The 22,531-nt window shown below is 64.7% G+C and carries 20 protein-coding genes and 2 tRNA genes; all 22 read left to right on the forward strand.

The window, feature by feature from the left end:
• Positions 1-134: 134 nt before the first annotated feature.
• The 22 genes from tpiA to rbfA all read left to right on the forward strand — a co-directional run bounded on the left by tpiA (position 135) and on the right by rbfA (position 22,488).
• Positions 135-890 carry a triose-phosphate isomerase gene (gene tpiA, locus QRO95_RS08775; protein ID WP_285302334.1) on the forward strand — a complete coding sequence of 252 codons (756 nt, stop codon included), beginning with the start codon at positions 135-137 and terminating at the stop codon, positions 888-890.
• A 31-nt stretch (positions 891-921) separates the two neighbouring features.
• A complete protein-coding gene (gene secG, locus QRO95_RS08780) occupies positions 922-1,359 on the forward strand; it encodes a preprotein translocase subunit SecG (protein ID WP_010486424.1) in 438 nt (145 codons plus the stop codon).
• Positions 1,360-1,410: 51 nt separating this feature from the next.
• Positions 1,411-1,495: transfer RNA gene (locus QRO95_RS08785), tRNA-Leu, on the forward strand.
• A gap of 111 nt (positions 1,496-1,606) precedes the next feature.
• A complete protein-coding gene (locus QRO95_RS08790) occupies positions 1,607-1,963 on the forward strand; it encodes an NADH-quinone oxidoreductase subunit A (RefSeq protein WP_008265012.1) in 357 nt (118 codons plus the stop codon).
• On the forward strand, positions 1,954-2,508 hold the full coding sequence (locus tag QRO95_RS08795; RefSeq protein WP_005410463.1) for an NADH-quinone oxidoreductase subunit B family protein: 555 nt from the start codon (positions 1,954-1,956) through the stop codon (positions 2,506-2,508). Before QRO95_RS08790 ends, QRO95_RS08795 begins: the two co-directional genes overlap by 10 nt.
• Positions 2,509-2,541: 33 nt before the next feature.
• Positions 2,542-3,291, forward strand: coding sequence for an NADH-quinone oxidoreductase subunit C (locus QRO95_RS08800; RefSeq protein WP_005410462.1), 750 nt, complete (start codon positions 2,542-2,544; stop codon positions 3,289-3,291).
• Complete coding sequence (locus tag QRO95_RS08805) at positions 3,288-4,595, forward strand: NADH-quinone oxidoreductase subunit D (RefSeq protein ID WP_285302335.1); 1,308 nt, start codon at positions 3,288-3,290, stop codon at positions 4,593-4,595. The genes QRO95_RS08800 and QRO95_RS08805 overlap by 4 nt, the downstream gene beginning before the upstream one ends.
• Positions 4,596-4,692: 97 nt before the next feature.
• Positions 4,693-5,220: an NADH-quinone oxidoreductase subunit NuoE gene (gene nuoE / locus QRO95_RS08810; RefSeq protein ID WP_006381132.1), complete on the forward strand. Its 528-nt coding sequence runs from the start codon at positions 4,693-4,695 to the stop codon at positions 5,218-5,220.
• Positions 5,221-5,224: 4 nt separating this feature from the next.
• On the forward strand, positions 5,225-6,565 hold the full coding sequence (gene nuoF / locus QRO95_RS08815) for an NADH-quinone oxidoreductase subunit NuoF (RefSeq protein WP_005410459.1): 1,341 nt from the start codon (positions 5,225-5,227) through the stop codon (positions 6,563-6,565).
• Positions 6,562-8,796 carry an NADH-quinone oxidoreductase subunit NuoG gene (gene nuoG, locus QRO95_RS08820; RefSeq protein WP_006381130.1) on the forward strand — a complete coding sequence of 745 codons (2,235 nt, stop codon included), beginning with the start codon at positions 6,562-6,564 and terminating at the stop codon, positions 8,794-8,796. Before nuoF ends, nuoG begins: the two co-directional genes overlap by 4 nt.
• Positions 8,793-9,887, forward strand: a complete 1,095-nt coding sequence (gene nuoH, locus QRO95_RS08825; RefSeq protein WP_006381129.1) for an NADH-quinone oxidoreductase subunit NuoH — start codon at positions 8,793-8,795, stop codon at positions 9,885-9,887. The genes nuoG and nuoH overlap by 4 nt, the downstream gene beginning before the upstream one ends.
• Before the next feature lie 3 nt (positions 9,888-9,890).
• Positions 9,891-10,379 (forward strand): NADH-quinone oxidoreductase subunit NuoI, encoded by a 489-nt coding sequence (nuoI, locus tag QRO95_RS08830; RefSeq protein ID WP_006381128.1) that lies wholly within the window; start codon positions 9,891-9,893, stop codon positions 10,377-10,379.
• A gap of 9 nt (positions 10,380-10,388) precedes the next feature.
• Positions 10,389-11,045: an NADH-quinone oxidoreductase subunit J gene (locus QRO95_RS08835; protein WP_032128645.1), complete on the forward strand. Its 657-nt coding sequence runs from the start codon at positions 10,389-10,391 to the stop codon at positions 11,043-11,045.
• Positions 11,042-11,347, forward strand: a complete 306-nt coding sequence (gene nuoK, locus QRO95_RS08840; RefSeq protein WP_005417921.1) for an NADH-quinone oxidoreductase subunit NuoK — start codon at positions 11,042-11,044, stop codon at positions 11,345-11,347. Before QRO95_RS08835 ends, nuoK begins: the two co-directional genes overlap by 4 nt.
• Positions 11,348-11,354: 7 nt before the next feature.
• On the forward strand, positions 11,355-13,532 hold the full coding sequence (gene nuoL, locus QRO95_RS08845; RefSeq protein WP_285302339.1) for an NADH-quinone oxidoreductase subunit L: 2,178 nt from the start codon (positions 11,355-11,357) through the stop codon (positions 13,530-13,532).
• A 23-nt stretch (positions 13,533-13,555) separates the two neighbouring features.
• A complete protein-coding gene (locus QRO95_RS08850; protein ID WP_049437087.1) occupies positions 13,556-15,064 on the forward strand; it encodes an NADH-quinone oxidoreductase subunit M in 1,509 nt (502 codons plus the stop codon).
• Positions 15,065-15,079: 15 nt separating this feature from the next.
• A complete protein-coding gene (gene nuoN, locus QRO95_RS08855) occupies positions 15,080-16,540 on the forward strand; it encodes an NADH-quinone oxidoreductase subunit NuoN (RefSeq protein ID WP_032128648.1) in 1,461 nt (486 codons plus the stop codon).
• A gap of 127 nt (positions 16,541-16,667) precedes the next feature.
• Positions 16,668-16,744: transfer RNA gene (locus QRO95_RS08860), tRNA-Met, on the forward strand.
• 357 nt (positions 16,745-17,101) lie between these two features.
• Entirely contained in the window at positions 17,102-17,692 is a 591-nt protein-coding gene (rimP, locus tag QRO95_RS08865; protein ID WP_014037945.1) for a ribosome maturation factor RimP, read from the forward strand.
• Between the two features lie 4 nt (positions 17,693-17,696).
• Positions 17,697-19,208, forward strand: a complete 1,512-nt coding sequence (gene nusA, locus QRO95_RS08870) for a transcription termination factor NusA (protein ID WP_005410449.1) — start codon at positions 17,697-17,699, stop codon at positions 19,206-19,208.
• Between the two features lie 92 nt (positions 19,209-19,300).
• Positions 19,301-21,946, forward strand: coding sequence for a translation initiation factor IF-2 (gene infB, locus QRO95_RS08875; RefSeq protein ID WP_032128650.1), 2,646 nt, complete (start codon positions 19,301-19,303; stop codon positions 21,944-21,946).
• Between the two features lie 158 nt (positions 21,947-22,104).
• Positions 22,105-22,488 carry a 30S ribosome-binding factor RbfA gene (rbfA, locus tag QRO95_RS08880; RefSeq protein ID WP_005410447.1) on the forward strand — a complete coding sequence of 128 codons (384 nt, stop codon included), beginning with the start codon at positions 22,105-22,107 and terminating at the stop codon, positions 22,486-22,488.
• The last annotated feature ends 43 nt before the right edge of the window (positions 22,489-22,531 follow it).

Here is a 22,531-nt window from a genome sequence, read left to right on the forward strand (position 1 = left end):
GACCAACCCAACCCCACCCCCGCCACGAGAGGCTGCGCCGCTGGCTGAAAATCCATGTAACCGCTTACACGGAAACGGATTTTTGCCGTAACGGGTATCATGCCCGGCTGACTTCACACAGGAGCCACCCGCTCATGCGCCGCAAGATCGTCGCTGGAAACTGGAAGCTGCATGGCAGCCGTCAATTCGCCAATGAACTGCTGGGGCAGGTCGCCGCCGGGCTGCCGCTGGAGGGGGTGGACGTGGTGATCCTGCCGCCGCTGCCCTACCTGGGGGAGCTGGTCGAGGACTTTGGTGATACCGGCCTGGCCTTTGGCGCGCAGGACGTGAGCAGCAACGAGAAGGGCGCCTACACCGGCGAGGTCTGCGCCGCCATGCTGGTCGAGGTCGGCGCCCGCTATGGCCTGGTCGGCCATTCCGAGCGCCGCCAGTACCACCACGAAAGCAGCGAGCTGGTCGCGCGCAAGTTCGCCGCCGCCCAGCACGCCGGCCTGGTGCCGGTGCTGTGCGTGGGCGAGACCCTGGAGCAGCGCGAGGCCGGGCAGACCGAAGTGGTCATCGCCAGCCAGCTGGCGCCGGTGCTGGAGCTGGTCGGCGCGGCCGGTTTCGCCAAGGCTGTGGTCGCCTACGAGCCGGTCTGGGCCATCGGTACCGGCCGTACCGCCACCAAGGAGCAGGCGCAGCAGGTGCACGCGTTCATCCGTGGCGAAGTCGCGCGTATCGATGCTAGAATCGCTGATTCACTGCCCATTGTTTACGGCGGTAGCGTGAAGCCCGACAATGCCGGGGAACTGTTCGCGCAGCCGGATGTCGATGGTGGGCTGGTCGGCGGCGCCTCCCTGGTGGCCGCGGACTTCCTGGCCATCGCACGGGCGGCGGCCGCGAACTAATCCTAGAAGTTTTGTCCGAGGGCGGTTTCCAATGCTGATGTTGATCCTCAATGTCGTCTACGTGCTGGTCGCTGTGGCCATGATCGCGCTGATCCTGATGCAGCGTGGCTCGGGTGCGGCGGCGGGTTCGGGCTTTGGTGCCGGTGCCTCGGGTACGGTGTTCGGTGCGCGCGGCGCCTCGAACTTCCTGTCCAAGTCGACCAAGTGGCTGGCTGTCGTGTTCTTCGGCATCAGCCTCTTCATGGCCTGGTATGCCGGTCATGGCAGCCGCCCGGCGGCCGACCAGGATCTGGGCCTGATGTCCGCACCGGCGGCAGTCGCTCCGGCGGCTCCGGCGGGTGAACTGCCGGCCGTTCCGAAGGCTGATGCGGTCCCGGCCGCCCCGGTTCCGGCCGCGAATGTGCCGGCTCAGGCGGAATCTTCGGTTTCTGGTGAAGAAAAGCCTTCGGAAGGCTCCCAGAAAGACTGAAGCCGGTTACAATACGCGGCGCATCGGGAAGATAGTCTGATGTGATCGTTTGCCCAGGTGGCGGAATTGGTAGACGCACTACCTTGAGGTGGTAGCGACGCAAGTCGTAGGGGTTCGAGTCCCCTCTTGGGCACCATTTGTAAGTAAAGCGGGTTCGTCTGGCGCGCAAGGCGCCAGGCAGATTCCCGTCCACTCCCCCATGCCAAAGCGCCTGCAGGCGCGGCGGCAGAGGCAAGAGAGAATCGCTGTGCTGGCCGAATATTTGCCGTCTCTGCTGTTTCTGATCGTTGCCACCGGTATCGGCATTACGCTGATGCTGGTTGGTCGATTCCTCGGTCCCCGCCGCCCCGATCTGGAAAAGCTGTCGCCGTACGAGTGCGGCTTCGAGGCCTTCGAAGACGCGCGCATGAAGTTCGACGTGCGCTATTACCTGATCGCGATCCAGTTCATCGTCTTCGACCTGGAAATCATCTTCATCGTGCCGTGGACCCAGGTCTTCATGGAGCTGGGTGCCCGTTCGCTCATCACCATGGGCCTGTTCGTCGGCATGCTGTTCCTCGGTTTCATTTACGTCTGGAAGAAGGGAGCGCTGGAATGGGAGTGATTCAGACTCTCGATGGCCTCATGAACAACCCCACGCCGGAAGGCCGGGTTGATGACATCCTGCGGCCGGAGGGCGACAACCCGCTGCTGGAAAAGGGCTTCGTCACCACCAGCGTCGATGCACTGCTGAACTGGGCGCGCACCGGCTCGATGTGGCCGATGACCTTCGGTCTGGCCTGCTGCGCGGTCGAGATGATGCACGCCGGCGCCGCGCGCCTGGACCTTGACCGCTACGGCGTGGTGTTCCGCCCGTCGCCGCGTCAGTCCGACGTGATGATCGTGGCCGGTACCCTGGTCAACAAGATGGCCCCGGCGCTGCGCAAGGTCTACGACCAGATGCCGGACCCGAAGTGGGTCATCTCGATGGGTAGCTGCGCCAATGGTGGCGGCTATTACCACTACTCCTATTCTGTGGTGCGCGGCTGTGATCGCGTGGTGCCGGTGGACGTCTACGTCCCGGGCTGCCCGCCGACCGCCGAGGCGCTGGTGTACGGGATCCTGCAGCTGCAGAAGAAGATCTGGCGTACACAGACCATCGCCCGCTGACCCCTTCACCTGACAAGAGCGCGCCAAGCCCCCATGGCAGAGCAAGCATCCTTCATCGACCGACTCTCCGCACGTTTCGCAGGTGCGAAGGTCATCGTGGTCGAACCCCGCGGCGAAGTGACGCTGGAAGTGCCTGCCGCCGAGTGGCACGCCACCGCCCTGGCGCTGCGTGACGAGTTTGGTTTCGAGCAGGCCGTGGATCTCTGCGGCGTCGACTACCTCGGTTATGGCTCCGACGAATGGGACACCGCCGACGTGTCCTCGCAGGGCTTCAGCCGTGGCGTCGAAGGCAAGGCCCAGGGCCGTTTCGCGTGGGGCGAGTTCCCCACCGAGGAAAACGGCGCCGACGGTGCCCGCCCGCAGCACATGCCGACCCAGCGTTTCGCCGTGGTCGCCCAGCTGCGTTCGTACCAGCACAACCTGATGATGCACCTGCGCTGCTTCGCCCCTGACGAAGCGCTGCCGGTGGTGTCCTCGCTGACCGGCATCTGGCCGGGCCTGAACTGGTTCGAGCGCGAAGCGTTCGACCTGTACGGCGTGATCTTCGAAGGCCACCCGGACCTGCGCCGGATCCTGACCGACTACGGTTTCGTCGGCCATCCGTTCCGCAAGGACTTCCCGCTGATCGGCAATGTCGAAGTCCGCTACGACGAAGAAAAGAAGCGCGTGATCTACGAACCGGTCACCTCGGTGGAGCCGCGTGTCGGCGTGCCGCGCGTGATCCGCGACGACGCCCGTCTGCAGACCGCAGAAGGTGAGCGCGCGCAGGAGGCAGTGAAGTGAGCCACGTACACCAGGCCGGCGAAGCCTTCGCCAGCAACGCCGCCGAAAGCCGGCAGGAAATCCGCAACTACACCATGAACTTCGGCCCGCAGCATCCGGCCGCGCACGGTGTGCTGCGCCTGATCCTGGAAATGGACGGCGAAACCATCATGCGCGCCGACCCGCACGTGGGTCTGCTGCACCGTGGTACCGAAAAGCTGGCCGAGTCCAAGCCGTTCAACCAGTCGATCGGCTACATGGATCGCCTGGATTACGTGTCGATGATGTGCAACGAGCACGCCTACGTGCGCGCGATCGAGACCCTGATGGGCATCGAAGCGCCGGAGCGTGCGCAGTACATCCGCACCATGTACGACGAAATCACCCGCATCCTCAACCACCTGATGTGGCTGGGCTCCAACGCGCTCGACCTTGGTGCGATGGCGGTGATGCTGTATGCCTTCCGCGAGCGCGAAGAGCTGATGGACTGCTATGAAGCGGTCTCCGGCGCGCGCATGCACGCGGCGTACTACCGTCCGGGCGGTGTCTACCGCGACCTGCCGGACCACATGCCGAAGTACAAGGAATCGCGCTGGCACAAGGGCAAGGCGCTGAAGCAGCTCAATGCTTCGCGCGAAGGCTCGCTGCTGGACTTCCTGGAGAGCTTCACCGTCGAGTTCCCCAAGCGCATCGACGAATACGAAACCCTGCTGACCGACAACCGTATCTGGAAGCAGCGTACCGTCGGCATCGGCGTGGTCACTCCGGAACTGGCCCACCAGTGGGGCATGACCGGCGTGATGCTGCGCGGCTCGGGCATCGCCTGGGACCTGCGCAAGAAGCGTCCGTATGCCAAGTACGATGCCGTCGATTTCGACATCCCGCTGGGCAAGGAAGGCGACTGCTACGACCGCTACCTGGTCCGCGTTGCCGAAATGCGCGAGTCCAACCGCATCATCAAGCAGTGCGTGGCGTGGCTGAAGGCCAACCCCGGCCCGGTCATGGTCAAGAACTTCAAGGTCGCTCCGCCCAAGCGCGAGGACATGAAGGACGACATGGAAGCGCTGATCCACCACTTCAAGCTGTTCAGCGAAGGCTATTGCGTGCCGGCCGGGGAAACCTACGCGGCAGTGGAAGCGCCCAAGGGCGAGTTCGGCTGCTACCTGGTCTCCGATGGCGCCAACAAGCCGTTCCGCGTGCACCTGCGTGCACCGGGCTTCGCCCACCTGTCCTCGATCGATTCGATCGTGCGCGGCCACATGCTGGCCGACGTGGTGGCGATGATCGGTACCTACGACCTGGTGTTCGGCGAGGTTGACCGGTAATGCCGTCCGCCACGCCAACGCCCGCTGCAGGCAGCCGGCGCAAGCCGGCGCCGCAGTTTCTGGAATTTCACGTTATGCATTTCGCTGAGGTCGGCCGATGAAGGCGACAGGTAATTTCGAGGCGGCGCGCGACGTCGACCCGATGGTGGTGCTGAGCGACAAGACCCGCGCTCACATCGATCACTGGCTGTCCAAGTTCCCGCCGGACCGCAAGCGCTCTGCCGTGCTGCAGGGCCTGCATGCGGCCCAGGAGCAGAACGAGGGCTGGCTGACCGACGAACTGATCGCCGGCGTGGCCAAGTACCTCGACCTGCCGCCGGTGTGGGCCTACGAGGTCGCCAGCTTCTACTCGATGTTCGAGACCGAGAAGGTGGGCCGCAACAACGTGGCCATCTGCACCAACATCAGCTGCTGGCTCAATGGCGCCGAGGACATCGTCCGCCATTGCGAGAAGAAGCTGGGCATCAAGCACGGTGAATCGACCCCGGACGGCCGCGTCTACCTCAAGCGCGAGGAAGAGTGCCTGGCCGGCTGCGGTGGCGCGCCGATGATGGTCATCAACGGTCACTACCATGAGCGTCTGACCCTGGAAAAGGTCGACGAGCTGCTGGACGGGCTGGAGTAAGGGCATGGCACATCACCACGAATCCAAGGGTCCGGTCGGCCCCGCGCCGCTGCCGCACCAGGTGGTCTACACCACCCTGCATTACGACACCCCGTGGTCGTACGAAAGCTACCTGAAGACCGGTGGCTACGCCGCCCTGCGCAAGATCCTCGAAGAGAAGATCCCGCCGGAGCAGGTCATCGAGATGGTCAAGGCCTCGGGCCTGCGTGGCCGCGGTGGCGCAGGCTTCCCGACCGGCCTGAAGTGGTCCTTCATGCCCAAGGGCAACATGCAGAAGTACATCCTCTGCAACTCGGACGAATCCGAGCCGGGCACCTGCAAGGATCGCGACATCCTGCGCTACAACCCGCATTCGGTGGTGGAAGGCATGGCGATCGCCTGCTACGCCACCGGTTCGACCGTGGGTTACAACTACCTGCGCGGTGAGTTCCACCACGAGCCGTTCGAGCACTTCGAGCAGGCCCTGGCCGACGCCTATGCGAACGGCTGGCTGGGCAAGAACGTGATGGGCTCGGGCGTGGACATCGACATCTACGGTGCGCTGGGCGCCGGCGCATACATCTGCGGCGAAGAAACCGCGCTGATGGAATCGCTGGAAGGCAAGAAGGGCCAGCCGCGCTACAAGCCGCCGTTCCCGGCCAACTTCGGCCTGTACGGCAAGCCGTCGACGATCAACAACACCGAAACCTACGGTTCGGTGCCGGCGATCATCCGCAACGGTCCGGAGTGGTTCAAGGGCCTGAGCCTGACCGCCAACGGCGGTCCGAAGTGCTTCTCGGTGTCCGGCTGCGTGCAGAACGGCGGCAACTTCGAAGTGCCGCTGGGCACCAAGTTCCACGACCTGCTGGAAATGGCCGGTGGCCTGCGTCCGGGCCGCACCCTCAAGGGCGCGATCCCGGGCGGCGTGTCGATGCCGGTACTGACCGCGGCCGAGCTGAAGGATCTGCCGATGGACTACGACACCATCCGTGCGCTGGGCTCCGGCCTGGGTTCGGGTGCGATCGTGGTGCTCGACGACAGCGTCTGCTGCGTCAAGTTCGCCTGCCGCATCAGCCAGTTCTTCCACAAGGAATCGTGCGGCCAGTGCACCCCGTGCCGTGAAGGCACCGGCTGGATGCACCGCGTGCTGGAGCGCATCGTCGCCGGCAAGGCCACGATGGAAGACCTGCACCAGCTGAAGGCGGTGGCCGGCCAGATCGAAGGCCACACCATCTGTGCGTTCGGTGAAGCGGCTGCATGGCCCATCCAGGGCTTCCTGCGCCAGTTCTGGGACGAATTCGAGTACTACATCGTCAACGGTCATTCGATGGTTGACGGCAAGAAGGTGGAGGCAGCCGCCGCATGAGCGCGCAACCCGTAAACCCGAACGTGCCACCGGATCACGTGACCATCGAAATCGATGGCAAGTCGCTGGTCGTGCCCAAGGGTTCGATGATCATCCAGGCGGCCGACAAGGCCGGCATTTCGATTCCGCGCTTCTGCTACCACGAGAAGCTGCCGATCGCCGCCAACTGCCGCATGTGCCTGGTGGACGTGGAAAAGTCGCCGAAGCCGGCGCCGGCCTGCGCCACCCCGGTGATGGATGGCATGAAGGTCGCCACCCGCAGCGAGAAGGCACTGAAGTTCCAGCGCTCGGTGATGGAGTTCCTGCTCATCAACCACCCGCTGGACTGCCCGATCTGCGATCAGGGCGGCGAGTGCGAGCTGCAGGACGTGTCGCTGGGCTATGGCCGTTCGGTCAGCCGCTTCAACGAGCGCAAGCGCGTGGTGCCGGACGAGGACATGGGCCCTCTGGTCGCCACCGAGATGACCCGCTGCATCCAGTGCACCCGCTGCGTCCGCTTCACCGCCGACGTTGCCGGTACCTACGAACTGGGTGGCATGTACCGCGGTGAGAACCTGCAGATCGGTACCTTCGACGGCAAGCCGCTGACCACCGAGCTGTCCGGCAACGTCGTCGACGTCTGCCCGGTCGGCGCGCTGACCAACAAGGTGTTCCAGTTCCGCGCCCGCCCGTGGGAACTGACCGCGCGCGAATCGCTGGGCTACCACGACGCGATGGGTTCGAACCTGTTCCTGCACGTGCGTCGCGGCGAAGTGCTGCGCACCGTGCCGCGCGACAACGAAGCGGTGAACGAGTGCTGGCTGTCCGACCGTGACCGCTACTCGCACCAGGGCCTGTACAGCGAAGACCGTGCGGTCAAGCCGCTGCGCAAGGTCAATGGCGAGTGGAAGGAAGTGAGCTGGGCCGAAGGCCTGGCCGCGGCCGCCGAGATCCTCAAGGCCAACCAGGGCGACAACCTGGGCGTGCTGGTGCACCCGTCCACCTCGAACGAGGAGGGTGCGCTGCTGGCCCGCCTGGCCAAGGGCCTGGGCTCGAGCAACATCGACCACCGCATCAACAACCGCGATTTCTCCGACGCCGCAACCGCCGAAGTGTTCGGCCTGCCGCTGGCCGAGATCGAAGGCGCCGACCGCATCGTCGTTCTGGGCAGCAACATCCGCCACGAACTACCGCTGCTGCACGCCCGCCTGCGCAAGGCGCAGACCACCAACGGCGCGAAGATCCACGTCGTCAACCCGGTGGACTTCGACTTCGCCTTCAGCATCGCCGGCAAGCAGATCGTCGCGCCGTCGAAGTTCGTCGACGCGCTGGCCAACGCCGAGCTGCGTTCGGCGGTGCAGGGCGGCAACAACACCGTGCTGATCGTCGGTGGCATCGCCGAAAACCATCCGCAGGCTGCCGCGATCCGCGCCGCCGCGCGTGACTTCGCTGCTGCGACCGGTGCCAAGCTGTGCCGCATCCCGCAGGGTGCCAACGCCGTTGGCCTGACCCGCGCAGGCGTGCTGCCGGCCGGCAAGGACGTCGCCGCGATGCTGGCGCAGCCGCGCCAGGCCTACGTGGTCTACGGCCTGGAGCCGGGCCTGGACTTCGCCGACGCTCCCGCCGCGCGCAAGGCGCTGGTCGGCGCCAAGGTGGTGGCCTTCAGCCAGTTCGCCTGCGTCTCCACCCGCGACGTTGCCGACGTGATCCTGCCGATCGGTGCGCTGCCGGAAATCGACGCCACCCTGACCAACCTCGATGGTCGCGAGCAGTCGGCGCGTGCCGGCGGCAAGCTGCCGGGCGAGGCCCGTGAGGGCTGGCGCGTGCTGCGCGCCCTGGGCGGTGAGCTGGCGGTAGCCGGTTTCGACTTCACCGACCTGGCCGGCCTGCGCGCCAGCCTGGCCCCGGTGTCGGTCGCCGTTGCCGCCTCGGCACAGCCGGTGGTTGCCGGCGAAGGCCTGGAAGTGGCTTCGACCGCCGCGATCTACCGCACCGATGCGGTGGTCCGTCGCGCCCCGGCGCTGCAGTCGCATCCGCTCAACAACGCCCCGCGCATCGTGCTGAACGCTGAAGATGCCGCTCGCCTGCAGCTGCAGGAAGGGCAGATGGCCAAGGTCGGCACCGATGCCGGCAAGGCCACCCTGCCGGTGGTGATCGACGCCCGCGTCGCTGCGGGTTCGGTCTGGATTGAATCGGGCCACGGCGCGACCGCGCCGCTGGGTGCCGCTCGCGTAACGGTGGTGGCTGCATGAACGAATTGCTGTTGAACGCGGTCGATCCGCTGCACCAGTGGCTGCTTGGCCTTGGTGACATCGGCGCGCTGATCTGGATCATCCTGAAAATCCTGGTGATCACCGTTCCGGTGATCATCTCGGTGGCCTTCTACGTGGTCTGGGAACGCAAGCTGATCGGCTGGATGCACGTCCGCCACGGCCCGATGTACGTGGGCATGGGCATCTTCCAAGCCTTCGCCGACGTCTTCAAGCTGCTGTTCAAGGAAGTGGTCCAGCCGAGCAGCGCCAACAAGGCGATCTACCTGCTGGCCCCGCTGATCACCCTGGCTCCGGCCTTCGCGGCCTGGTCGGTGGTCCCCTTCGATTCGCAGATCGTGCTGTCCAACGCCAACGCCGGCCTGCTGTACCTGCTGGCGATGACCTCGCTGGGCATCTACGGCATCATCCTGGCCGGTTGGGCCTCCAACTCGAAGTATGCGTTCCTGGGTGCGATGCGCGCCTCGGCGCAGATGATCAGCTACGAAATCGCCATGGGCTTCGCCCTGGTCGGCGTGATGATCGCGTCGGGCAGTCTGAACCTGAGCAACATCGTGATGGCGCAGGCCGGCAATTCCGGTTTCTTCGACTGGTTCCTGCTGCCGCTGTTCCCGCTGTTCGTCATCTACTGGGTGTCGGGCGTTGCCGAAACCAACCGCGCGCCGTTCGACGTGGTGGAAGGTGAATCGGAAATCGTCGCTGGCCACATGGTCGAGTACTCGGGCGGTGCGTTCGCGCTGTTCTTCCTGGCCGAATACGCCAACATGATCCTGATCAGCTTCCTGATCTCGATCTTCTTCCTCGGCGGCTGGCTGAGCCCCATCCAGGGCTGGGTCAACTTCGGCGACGTCTCGCCGCTGGTCGACTGGATCTGGAAGGGCGGTGCACCGTGGCTGTTCGTCAAGGTGTTCTTCTTCGCCAGTGCCTACATCTGGTTCCGTGCCAGCTTCCCGCGCTTCCGCTATGACCAGATCATGCGCCTGGGCTGGAAGGTCTTCATCCCGCTGGCCATTCTGTGGATCGCGGTTACCGCCGTCATGGTGTTCTTCGGCGTGATTCAAAAGGGCGTCTAAGTGATGAACAGGATTACCCATTACTTCAAGAGCCTGCTGCTGCTCGAACTGCTGGGCGGCCTTTGGCTGACGCTGAAGTACAGCTTCAAGCCCAAGTACACGATGATGTACCCGATGGAGAAGTTCCCGCAGTCGCCGCGCTTCCGTGGCCTGCACGCCCTGCGCCGTTACCCCAACGGTGAAGAGCGCTGCATCGCCTGCAAGCTGTGCGAAGCGGTGTGCCCTGCATTGGCCATCACCATCGACTCGGCCAAGCGCGAAGACGGCACCCGCCGTACCACGCGCTATGACATCGATCTGTTCAAGTGCATCTTCTGCGGCTTCTGCGAAGAAAGCTGCCCGGTGGACTCGATCGTCGAAACCCACATCCTCGAGTATCACTTCGAGAATCGTGGCGAAAACATCGTTACCAAGCCGCAGCTGCTGGCCCTGGGCGACCGTCTCGAGTCCGAGATCGCCGAGCGTCGCGCCGCCGATGCCGCTTACCGCTGAGGTCGAGAGATGGATTGGGTAAATATCGCTTTCTGGGTGTTCGCCATCGCGGCAACGGTTTCGGCCGGTGCGGTGATCAGCGTGCGCAACCCGGTTCACGCCGTGCTCTGCCTGGTGCTGACCTTCTTCTCCATTGCCTGCGTGTGGCTGCTGGTCGGCGCCGAGTTCCTCGGCGTGGCGCTGGTGCTGGTCTACGTCGGCGCGGTGATGGTGCTGTTCCTGTTCGTGGTGATGATGCTCGACATCGACCCCACCAAGCTGCGTGAGGGCTGGGTCCGCTACCTGCCGGTCGGTCTCATTGTTGCCGTGGCGATGCTGGTGCAGATGCTGATCCTGATCGGCGTGAAGGGCAGGGCGGTCAACCCGTTCCCGGCCGACAACGCCGCCGCGGTCGCTGCCGACAGCTCCAACGTCACCTGGCTGGCGCGTACGCTGTTCACTGAGTACCTGCTGCCGTTCGAGTTCGCCGCCGTCATCCTGACCGTGGCCGTGGTTGCCGCCGTGATGCTGACCTTGCGCCGCCGTACCGGCGTGAAGAGCCAGAACCCGGGTGAGCAGACCATGGTCAAGGCCGGCCAGCGCCTGCGCATGGTCAAGATGGGCGCCGAAGCGCCGGTCGTGCACAGCAACAGCAAGCCGGCCGCCGGCGAGGAGACCCAGCCGTGATTACCCTTGGCCACATCCTTGCGCTGGGCGCGGTGCTGTTCGCCATCAGCCTGGCCGGCATCTTCCTCAACCGGAAGAACGTCATCGTCCTGCTGATGTCGATCGAACTGATGCTGCTGTCGGTGAACATCAACTTCGTCGGCTTCTCGCGTCAGCTGGGCGATCCGTCCGGCCAGCTGTTCGTGTTCTTCATCCTGACCGTCGCCGCCGCGGAAGCCGCCATCGGCCTGGCGATCCTGGTGACCCTGTTCCGTACCCGCCGCACGATCAATGTCGGCGAAGTCGATTCGTTGAAGGGCTGATCCACAGATGGAAATCACTCTCTCCAAGAGTCTGTTGATCGCAGTGGTGCTTGCACCGCTGTTCGGCAGCATCATCGCCGGCCTGTTCGGTCGCCAGGTCAAGCGCTTCGGCGCGCAGACCATCACCATCCTCGGCGTCGCGGTTGCCTGCGGCCTGTCGATGTACACGCTCTACCAGTTGCTGTGGGGCGGCGCGCAGCCGTTCAACCAGAACATCTACACGTTCTTCGAAGTCGGCCAGTACTCGGCCCACGTCGGTTTCATGGTCGACAAGCTGACCGCGATGATGATGGTGGTGGTGACCTTCGTGTCGCTGCTGGTCCACATCTACACGATCGGCTACATGCAGGACGATCCGGGCTACCAGCGGTTCTTCAGCTACATCTCGCTGTTCACCTTCTCGATGCTCACCCTTGTGATGAGCAACAACTTCCTGCAGCTGTTCTTCGGCTGGGAAGCGGTGGGCCTGGTGTCGTACCTGCTGATCGGCTTCTGGTTCAAGCGCCCGACCGCGATCTTCGCCAACATGAAGGCGTTCCTGGTCAACCGCGTTGGTGACTTCGGCTTCCTGCTCGGTATCGCCGGCGTGCTGTGGGTGTTCGGCACACTGGACTACTCGCAGGTGTTCTCGCAGGCCGGCATGCTGGCTGACCCGCGCGCCCAGCTGCAGATCTGGGACGGCACCATGTTCGGCATGCAGCTGCTGAACGAGCCGGTGATCTGGTCGATCGCCACCGTCATCTGCATCTGCCTGTTCATCGGTGCCATGGGCAAGTCGGCTCAGGTCCCGCTGCACGTGTGGCTGCCGGACTCGATGGAAGGCCCGACCCCGATCTCGGCACTGATCCACGCCGCGACGATGGTGACCGCCGGTATCTTCATGGTCACCCGCATGTCGCCGCTGTTCGAGCTGTCGCAGACCGCGCTGAACTTCATCCTGTTCATCGGTGCCACCACCGCGTTCTTCACCGGCCTGATCGGCATCGTGCAGAACGACATCAAGCGCGTCGTCGCGTACTCCACGCTGTCGCAGCTGGGCTACATGACCGTTGCCTTGGGCGTGTCCGCCTACTCGGCCGCCGTGTTCCACCTGATGACCCACGCCTTCTTCAAGGCGCTGCTGTTCCTGGGTGCCGGCTCGGTCATCATCGCGATGCACCACGAGCAGGACATGCGCAAGATGGGCGGCCTGCGCAAGTACATGCCGATCACCTTCGTCACCATGTGGATCGGTACCCTGGCCCTGGTCGGTACGCCGTTCTTCTCCGGCTTCTACTCGAAGGACACCATCATCGAGGCGGCCGAGATCCACGCCCACATGCAGAACAGCTGGGTGGCCACCTATGGCTACTGGGCAGTGCTGGGTGGCGTGCTGGTGACCAGCTTCTACAGCTTCCGCCTGCTGTTCCTGACCTTCCACGGCAAGGAGCGCTTCCGCGACGCGCATGATGATCACGGCCATGCCCATGACGATCACCACGCCGCAGATGCGCACCATGCTGATGCCCATCATGGGGACGCGCACCATGACGACCACGGCCATGGCCACGGTCCGCATGAGCCGCACGAAACCCCGTGGGTGGTGACCCTGCCGCTGATCCTGCTGGCCATCCCGTCGATCGCCATCGGTTTCTTCAGCATCGGTCCGATGCTGCACGGCACCGACTGGGCCGGCCACCATGCACACGACGCAATCAAGGGCCAGGTCAACACGTTCTTCACCGGCATCGTCGATTTCTACGATCCGGCCAAGAACACCGTTGCCTTCCTGGGCGAAGAGTTCCACGGGCCGGTGGCGTTCGCGCTGCACGGCATGATGCTGCCGCCGTTCTGGCTGACCCTGGCGGGCTTCCTGCTGGCTGCACTGTTCTACCTGTGGAAGCCGGACCTGTCGGGCAAGGCGCGCAAGACCTTCGCCCCGCTGGTGTCGGTGCTGGAAAACAAGTACGGCTTCGACAAGCTGTGGATCGATGGCTTTGCCGGTGGCAGCGTCAAGCTGGGCAAGGTCGCACGCTGGATCGACAGCAACATCGTCGACGGCGTGGTCAATCTTTCGGCACGTGTTGTGGACGTCGCAGCCGGCGTGCTGCGTCGTACCCAATCCGGTTTCCTCTATCACTACGCCTTCGCGATGATCATCGGCCTGATTGCCCTTCTGGGCGTGCTGATGCATTACCTGCGTTGATGACCTGTACGGAATAAGAAGACGTGTCGAACTGGCCTCTACTCAGTGTCCTCATCTGGCTGCCGATCATCGGTGGTGCCCTGATCCTTGCGATCCGTGATGCGCAGACCGCCCGCTGGGCGTCGCTGGGCGTAGCGGTGCTGACGTTCGTGGCGAGCCTCTCGCTGCTGAGCGGCTACAACGCGGGCATCGACGGTCTGCAGTTCGTCGAGACCCATGCCTGGATCCCGGCGTACAAGATCGGCTACAACCTGGGCGTGGACGGCATCGCCGTGGCGCTGATCCTGCTGACCACCCTGGTCAGCGTGCTTGCCCTGATCGGCGCCTGGAGCGCCATCGACAAGCGCGTCAACCAGTACGTGGCCGCCTTCCTGATCCTGGAAGGCGTCACGGTCGGTATCTTCTCGGCCACGGACGCGATGCTGTTCTACGTGTTCTTCGAGGCGATGCTGATCCCGATGTTCCTGATCATCGGTGTCTGGGGCGGCCCGCGTCGCATCTACGCCGCGCTGAAGTTCTTCCTGTACACCTTCCTCGGCTCGGTGCTGATGCTGGTGGCGCTGATCTACCTGTACATGAAGGGCGGCAGCTTCCAGCTGGCCGACCTGTACGCGCTGCCGCTGTCGGCCAAGGAACAGACCTGGATCTTCTTCGCCTTCCTGATCGCCTTCGCGGTCAAGGTGCCGATGTTCCCGGTCCACACCTGGCTGCCGGATGCCCACGTGGAAGCGCCGACCGCCGGTTCGGTGATCCTGGCCGCCATCGCCCTGAAGATCGGTGGCTACGGCTTCCTGCGCTTCAACCTGCCGATCGTCCCGGACGCGTCGCAGGAATGGGCGTGGCTGGTGATCGCGCTGTCGCTGATCGCGGTGATCTACGTCGGCCTGGTCGCCCTGGTGCAGGACGACATGAAGAAGCTGATCGCCTATTCGTCGATCGCGCACATGGGCTTCGTCACCCTGGGCACGTTCATTGCCCTGTGGCTGGTGCGTGAAGCCGGCAACGCCGATGCCGCCCGCCTGGGCCTGCAGGGCGCCATGGTGCAGATGATCTCGCACGGCTTCGTGTCGGGCGCGATGTTCTCCTGCGTCGGCGTGCTGTACGACCGCATGCACAGCCGCCGCATCGCCGATTACGGCGGCGTGGTCAACGTGATGCCGTGGTTCGCCACCTTCGCCATGCTGTTCTTCATGGCCAACGCGGGCCTGCCGGGTACCAGTGGTTTCGTCGGCGAATTCATGGTCATCCTGTCGGCCTTCCAGCGTAATCCGTGGATCGCGCTGGGCGCGGCCACCACCCTGATCATCGGCGCCGCCTACACCCTGTGGCTGTACAAGCGCATCTTCTTCGGTGAAGTGGCCAACAGCCATGTTGCCGAACTGAAGGACATCAACGGCCGCGAATGGCTGGTGCTGGGCGTGTTCGCCATCGGCGTGCTGGCCCTGGGCATCTACCCCAAGCCGCTGACCGACCTGATGGAGCCCTCGATCGCGAAGCTGGCGATGCAGATCGCATCCAGCAAGCTGCTGTAATTCCAGGATTTGATGATGACCACCTCGCCGCTGCTGCCATTGACCGCCGCTGACCTGCCACCGCTCGCTCCCGAGCTGGTGCTGATCGGCAGCGCCTTCGCCCTGATGATCCTCGACCTGTTCGTCAGCAACCGGAACAAGATCGTCACCCACCTGTTCTCGCTCGCTGCGCTGGCCGTGGTGCTGTTCATGCTGGCCACCGGCGTGGGCGGGCAGGGGGAGGTCTTCCATGGCATGTTCGTGCGTGATACCGCCGCGGACGTGATGAAGACCGGGATCGTGCTGCTCAGCGGCCTGACCCTGGTCTACGGCTGGCGCTACCTGCGCGATCGCAACCTGTTCCAGGGCGAGATCCCGGTGCTGATCCTGTTCGGCACCGCCGGCATGATGATCCTGGTCTCGGCCGGCAGCCTGCTGATGGTCTACCTGGGCCTGGAACTGCTGGCGCTGTGCTCCTACGCCCTGGTCGCCAGCAACCGCGAAAACGGCCTGGCCTCGGAAGCGGCGATGAAGTACATCGTGCTGGGTTCGCTGGCCTCCGGCCTGCTGCTGTACGGCATGTCGCTGATCTACGGCGCCACCGGCAGCCTGCACCTTGACGTCATCCGCGAGGCCATCCCGCACTCGGAAGAGCGCGTGCTGCTGATCACCGGTGCGGTGTTCATGATCGCCGGCGTCGCCTTCAAGCTGGGTGCCGCGCCGTTCCACATGTGGCTGCCGGACGTGTATCAGGGTGCCCCGGCACCGATCGCACTGTTCATCAGCTCGGCGCCGAAGCTGGCCGCCTTCGGCATGGCCTACCGCCTGCTGGAAATGGGCGTGGGCCCGCTGTCGACCGAACTGCAGCTGCTGATCGCCGGCCTGGCCGCGGTCTCGCTGGTCATCGGCAACCTGATGGCCATCGCGCAGAGCAACCTCAAGCGCATGCTGGCGTTCTCCACCGTCTCGCACATCGGCTTCCTGCTGATGGGCATCGCCGGTGGCGGTTCGCAGGGCTATGCCGCCGCACTGTTCTACGCACTGGCCTACGCCATCATGTCGACCGCCGCCTTCGGCGCGATCATCGCGCTGTCGCGTGCCGGCTTCGAAGCCGAGAACATCGAAGACTTCAAGGGCCTCAACGCCCGCAACCCGTGGATGGCCGGCCTGGTGCTGTGCATCATGGCGTCGCTGGCCGGCATCCCGCCGTTCCTGGGCTTCTGGACCAAGCTGGCGGTGCTGGGCGCGGCCGTCAACGGGGGCCTGCTGTGGCTGGCCATCCTTGGCGTGCTGTGTGCCGTGGTCGGCTGCTTCTACTACCTGCGCGTCATCAAGGTCATGTACTTCGATGAGCCGGTGGGCGAGGCCATGCCGCGCAGCAACGACCGCGTGCTGGGCCTCGTGCTGGGCGTGAACGCGCTGGCGCTGCTGGCGCTGGGCCTGGCCTGGAACCCGATCATGGTCTGGTGCCAGCAGGCATTTGCGCATCTTGCATAAAAGTTGACACAAAGCTGCGCGATTCGTGTAATATGCGCAGCCTGAGTTGTCACTGCAGCGGTTCAGCCAGAACATCGTTGCGGTAGCCCTCCTCGAAAGAGCAGGGCAGCAGTTCAAACACTTCCGGTGCGGGGTGGAGCAGTCTGGCAGCTCGTCGGGCTCATAACCCGAAGGTCGCAGGTTCAAATCCTGCCCCCGCTACCAAGTAAAGAGATCGCCTTCGAAGTCCTGCTTCGAGGGCGTTTTTCTTTTGGGGCTCTGGTTGATCCGCCGGGCCATGCCCGGCGAGCGAAGCGGCCGGTTTCAGGCGGGTCCAAGCCTTGCACCAGCGCGGTGCAGTCGCTATCATCAGCGGCCTAGCAATACCCCTGAAGGCGGCCTCCCAGCGGGAGTCCGGACCCGGAAGGAGGGCCGCAACCGGCAGGCACTGCAGGTTGCAACCGGAATCCAGTCACCGGAGTCTTTCCGGAAAAGGGGCCCAGCGGGCCCTTTGTCGTTTCCGGGGCGTCATGTTTCCATGCCGGCCAAGGCCGGCACCCAACCAAGAGATCAAGGCAGGCTGTGAGCGACAAGGCAACCGACATCGCGAATCTGCTCGCCCCGACCGTTGTGTCGCTGGGCCTGGAGCTGCTGGGCGTTGAGTATCTGCCGGCCCCCGGCGGTGCGACCCTGCGCCTTTACATCGACGTGCCGCTGGCTGAACAGCCCGAGCGCATCATCAATGTCGACGACTGCGAGCGGGTCAGCCGCGAAGTGTCGGCGCAGATGGACGTCGAAGACCCGATCAGCGGCAACTACACGCTGGAAGTGTCTTCGCCGGGCGTCGACCGTCCGCTGTTCAACCTGGAGCAGTTCGGCCGTCACCTCGGCGAAATGGCCAAGGTCACGCTGAAGCTGCCGCAGGACAACCGTCGTCGCCTGCAGGGCCGCATCGAAGCGACCGACGAGGCCGCGGACACCATCACCTTCATCGTCGACAAGGCTGAAGTGGTCGTGTCGGCCGACAACATCGACAAGGCACGGATCATGCCCGACTGGGTGGCGCTGGGGCTGGCCCCGAGCAAGCCGACCGGTCCGGCACCGAAGCGTCCGAAGCCGAACAAGAATTCTTCTTCCAACGAGCCGGCGGCAAAGAAGCCGCGCGCGGAGTGAGCCAATGAGCAAGGAACTGTTGCTGGTAGTCGACGCAGTCGCCAACGAGAAGGGCGTGCCGCGTGAAGTGATCTTCGATGCCATCGAGGCCGCCCTGGCCTCGGCAGCGAAGAAGCGCTATCCCGACGAGGAAGTGCTGACCCGCGTGGTCATCGACCACAAGGATGGCAGCTACGAAACCTTCCGTCGCTGGGAAGTGGTGGCCGATGACGTGGTCATGGAATCGCCGGACCGCCAGATCCGCCTGATGGACGCCGTCGATGAAGCCGAAGGCGTGGACGTCGGCGACTACATCGAAGAGCAGATCGAGAACCCGGACTTCGGCCGCATTGCCGCCCAGGCCGCCAAGCAGGTCATCGTCCAGCGCGTGCGCGAAGCCGAGCGCCAGCAGGTCGTGGATGCATGGAAGGATCGCGTGGGTGAGCTGATCACCGGTGTGGTCAAGCGCGCCGAGCGCGGCAACATCTATGTCGACCTCGGTGGCAACGCCGAAGGCTTCATCCCGAAGGACAAGGGCATTCCGCGCGACGTGCTGCGCGCCGGTGACCGCGTGCGCGGCTACCTGGCCGAAGTCCGTTCGGAACCGCGTGGCCCGCAGCTGTTCATCAGCCGCGCCGCCCCGGAATTCATGATCGAGCTGTTCAAGCTGGAAGTGCCGGAAGTCGGCCAGGGCCTGGTGGAAATCAAGGCCTGCGCCCGGGATCCGGGCGACCGCGCCAAGATCGCCGTGCTCGCCCACGACCAGCGCACCGATCCGATCGGTGCCTGCATCGGCATGCGCGGTTCGCGCGTGCAGGCCGTGTCCAACGAGCTCAATGGCGAGCGCGTGGACATCGTGCTGTGGAACGACAACCCGGCCAACTTCGTCATCAACGCGATGGCGCCGGCTGAAGTGCAGTCGATCATCGTCGATGAAGACAAGCATTCGATGGACCTGGCCGTTGCCGAAGACCGCCTGGCCCAGGCGATCGGCAAGGGCGGCCAGAACGTGCGCCTGGCCAGCCGCCTGACCGGCTGGCAGCTCAACGTGATGACCCAGGACCAGGTCACCGCCAAGTCGGAGGCCGAGCAGGCTTCGGCCCGCCAGCTGTTCATGGACAAGCTGGAAGTGGACGAAGAAATCGCCGGCATCCTGGTGAGCGAAGGCTTCGGCACCGTCGAGGAAATCGCATATGTCCCGGTCGGCGAACTGCTGGCCGTGGAAGGTTTCGACGAAGACATCGTCGAAGAGCTGCGCGCTCGTGCCCGCGATGCGCTGCTCAATGAGGCCCTGGCAGTCGAGGAAGGCCTTGAAGACGGCCAGCCGGCGCAGGACCTGCTGTCCCTGAAGGGCATGGACGAAGCCACCGCGTATGCGCTGGCCGGCCACGGCGTGCGTACCAGTGAGGACCTGTCCGACCTGGCCGCCGACGAGGTCATGGACTTCGGCATCGAAGGGCTGGATCAGGCGCGCGCCGCTGCGCTGATCCTGGCCGCACGTGCCGAGGAGATCGCCCGACTGGAACGCGGCGAATGAGCCGGCAATGAACAGGGCCCTGAGCCGCTCAGGGCGTAGAATCCGCGCCACCTCCAGATGCGGGGGGGCGCCCACAAGATCATAGGATCCGAATGTCGCAGCAAACCACCATCCGCAAGCTTGCCGAACTGGTCAACACGCCGGTCGAAAAACTGCTGGAACAGCTGGCCGGTGCCGGCATGAAGTTCAGCGGTCCCGACCAGGTCGTGACCAGCACCGAGAAGGTGAAGCTCCTGGGCTTCCTTCGTCGTTCGCACGGCAAGCCCGAGCAGGCCCCGGAAGAAACTGATCAGTCTGCAAAGAAGATCACGCTCAACCGCCGGAAACAGCAGGAAGTGACGGTCAGTTCCGGTCGCAGCAAGACGACCGTGAATGTCGAGGTGCGCCAGAAGCGTACCTACGTCAAGGATGGTGCTCGCGCCATGACCCCGGACGAAGAGCGCGCCGACATCCTGCGCAAGCTGGAAGAGTCGCGTGCGCGCAACCTTGCCGAACAGCAGGCCCTGGCCGAGAAGGATCGTCTGCGCGACGAAGCCATCGTCCGTGCCCGTGAGGAAGAGGTTGCGGCCAAGGAACGCGCAGAGGCCGAGAAGAAGGCCGCCGAGGAAGCTGCGGCCGCCGCCAAGGCTGCCGAGGCGCTGGCTGCCAGCAAGCCCAAGCGCGCTCCTATCGATGAAACCGCGCCGCGCCCGCCGCGTGCTCCGGCCGCCGCTCCGGCTGCGCCGCGCAGCGCTCCGCCGCCGCCGCGCAACGACGACCGCAACAACCGCAGCGCGCCGCGCAACGAGCGTGGCCCGGGTGACCGTTTCGCCGGCCAGATGCACCTGTCGGCTGCCGACCGCGCGCGCCGTGGCAACAGCAACAACAGCAACACCCGTGGTCGTCCGGGCGGGCGTAACCAGGCCGGTGGCCGTCGCGACATGTCGCGCGGTGGCAACAATGCAGGTCCGCACGCCTTCGAGCGTCCGACCGCGCCGGTGGTGCGTGAAGTGGCGATCGGCGACACGATCACCGTGGCCGACCTGGCGCAGAAGCTCGCGCTGAAGGGCGGTGAGGTGGTCAAGGCGCTGTTCAAGATGGGCGTGATGGCCACCATCACCCAGTCCATCGACCATGACACCGCCGCGCTGGTGACCGAAGAACTCGGTCACAAGGCGATCCGTGCCAACGACAACGACGCCGAAGACGCACTGCTGGCCTCGACCGGTGAAAACCAGGGCGAAGCCACCCAGCGTCCGCCGGTGGTCACCATCATGGGCCACGTCGACCACGGCAAGACCTCGCTGCTGGATTACATCCGCCGCACCAAGGTCGCCACCGGCGAAGCCGGCGGCATCACCCAGCACATCGGTGCCTACCACGTGGATACGCCGAAGGGCGTGATCAGCTTCCTGGATACCCCGGGCCACGCGGCATTCACCTCGATGCGTGCGCGCGGCGCCAAGCTGACCGACATCGTGGTGCTGGTCGTGGCCGCCGATGACGGCGTCATGCCGCAGACCAAGGAAGCGATCCAGCACGCCCGTTCGGCGGGTGTGCCGCTGATCGTGGCGATCAACAAGATCGACAAGTCCGACGCCGACCCGATGCGGGTCAAGAACGAACTGCTGTCCGAGCAGGTCGTGGCCGAAGACTTCGGTGGTGACACCCAGATGGTGGAGATCTCGGCCAAGACCGGCCTGGGCATCGACGACCTGCTGGACGCCATCTCGATCCAGGCCGAACTGCTGGAACTGAAGGCCGTCGACGAAGGCCGCGCTTCGGGCGTGGTTATCGAATCGTCGCTGGACAAGGGCCGTGGCCCGGTCGCCACCGTGCTGGTGCAGCAGGGCCGCCTGAAGAAGGGCGACTACCTGGTGTGCGGCATCCAGTACGGCCGCGTGCGTGCGCTGTTCGACGAAACCGGCAAGCAGCCGGAGTTCGCCGGCCCGTCCATCCCGGTGCAGGTCCTGGGCCTGTCCGGCGTGCCGGAAGCGGGTGATGACTTCGTGGTCGTCGAGGACGAGCGCCTGGCCAAGGACGTTGCCCAGCAGCGTGAGACCAAGCGCCGTGAATCGCGCCTGGTCGCCACCGCCGGCAGCCGCATGGAAGACATCATGGCGACCCTGGGCAAGGGCGAGGGCCAGCAGGTCCTCAACCTGGTCATCAAGGCCGACGTGCAGGGTTCGGTGCAGGCCCTGAGCCAGGCACTGGTCGCGCTGTCCAACGAAGACATCCGCATCAACGTGATCCACTCCGGCGTGGGCGGCATCACCGAATCGGACGCCAACTCGGCGGCCGCTTCGAAGGCCACCGTCATCGGCTTCAACGTGCGTGCGGACGCTTCGGCCCGTCGCATCATCGAATCCAACGGCGTCGATCTGCGTTACTTCTCGATCATCTATGACGTGATCGATCAGGTGAAGCAGGTGGCTTCCGGTCTGCTGGGCGTGGAGATCCGCGAAGAGATCATCGGTATCGCCGAGGTCCGCGACGTCTTCCGCAGCTCCAAGCTGGGCGCCGTGGCCGGCTCGATGGTCATCGAGGGCGTGGTCAAGCGCAACAAGCCGATCCGCGTGCTGCGCGACAGCGTGGTGATCTTCGAGGGCGAGCTGGAATCGCTGCGTCGCTTCAAGGAGAACGTCGAGGAAGTCCGCAACGGTACCGAGTGCGGTATCGCGGTGAAGGCCTACAACGACGTCAAGCCGGGTGACCAGATCGAGTGCTTCGAGCGTATCGAAGTGCCGCGCACCCTGTAATGTGATGTGGCCCGACCAACGGTCGGGCCCTACCATGATGTAGAACCCGACCAACGGTCGGGTACCATGTAGTAGCGCCCGACCGTTGGTCGGGCGACCATTGAATCAAGAGTAGTGCCCGACCGTTGGCCGGGCGACAACTGAACCAAGAGCTCCTCGTGCCCAAGACTTTCCATCGAACCGACCGTGTCTCCGCCCAGCTGCGCCGTGAACTCGGCACCCTGGTGCACAACGCTGTGCGCGAGCACGGGTTGCCCTCGGTGAGCGTGTCCGACGTGGAAATCACCCGCGACATGGCCCATGCCAAGGTATTTGTCACCGCGCTGATGCCGGAACGTTCGGCTGAAGCCGTGGCCGGCCTGAAGGAACTGGGCTACCGCCTGCGCATGGACCTGGCCCGTGCGATGAAGCTGCGCCACGTGCCGGAGCTGCATTTCCACTACGACGACTCGGTCGACCGTGGTGAGCACATCGACAACATCCTGCGCGATCTGCCTGATACGTTGGCCGCTGAGAAGCGTCGCGAGAGCGACGAAGAATAACCGCGCGACGCCGGGCATGCCCGGCGTTGTTGCATTCCGGCTG

It is taken from the genome of Stenotrophomonas maltophilia group sp. Smal13 (genome assembly GCF_030236855.1).
Classification (GTDB): domain Bacteria; phylum Pseudomonadota; class Gammaproteobacteria; order Xanthomonadales; family Xanthomonadaceae; genus Stenotrophomonas; species Stenotrophomonas maltophilia_A.

Coding starts and splice junctions, on each gene's coding strand:
- nuoF (WP_005410459.1), top strand. CDS start 5,225: ATGGCACATCACCACGAATCCAAGGGTCCGGTCGGCCCCGCGCCGCTG.
- nuoN (WP_032128648.1), top strand. CDS start 15,080: ATGACCACCTCGCCGCTGCTGCCATTGACCGCCGCTGACCTGCCACCG.
- nusA (WP_005410449.1), top strand. CDS start 17,697: ATGAGCAAGGAACTGTTGCTGGTAGTCGACGCAGTCGCCAACGAGAAG.
- QRO95_RS08835 (WP_032128645.1), top strand. CDS start 10,389: ATGGATTGGGTAAATATCGCTTTCTGGGTGTTCGCCATCGCGGCAACG.
- QRO95_RS08795 (WP_005410463.1), top strand. CDS start 1,954: ATGGGAGTGATTCAGACTCTCGATGGCCTCATGAACAACCCCACGCCG.
- nuoH (WP_006381129.1), top strand. CDS start 8,793: ATGAACGAATTGCTGTTGAACGCGGTCGATCCGCTGCACCAGTGGCTG.
- QRO95_RS08800 (WP_005410462.1), top strand. CDS start 2,542: ATGGCAGAGCAAGCATCCTTCATCGACCGACTCTCCGCACGTTTCGCA.
- nuoL (WP_285302339.1), top strand. CDS start 11,355: ATGGAAATCACTCTCTCCAAGAGTCTGTTGATCGCAGTGGTGCTTGCA.
- nuoE (WP_006381132.1), top strand. CDS start 4,693: ATGAAGGCGACAGGTAATTTCGAGGCGGCGCGCGACGTCGACCCGATG.
- nuoI (WP_006381128.1), top strand. CDS start 9,891: ATGAACAGGATTACCCATTACTTCAAGAGCCTGCTGCTGCTCGAACTG.
- infB (WP_032128650.1), top strand. CDS start 19,301: ATGTCGCAGCAAACCACCATCCGCAAGCTTGCCGAACTGGTCAACACG.
- secG (WP_010486424.1), top strand. CDS start 922: ATGCTGATGTTGATCCTCAATGTCGTCTACGTGCTGGTCGCTGTGGCC.
- nuoG (WP_006381130.1), top strand. CDS start 6,562: ATGAGCGCGCAACCCGTAAACCCGAACGTGCCACCGGATCACGTGACC.
- tpiA (WP_285302334.1), top strand. CDS start 135: ATGCGCCGCAAGATCGTCGCTGGAAACTGGAAGCTGCATGGCAGCCGT.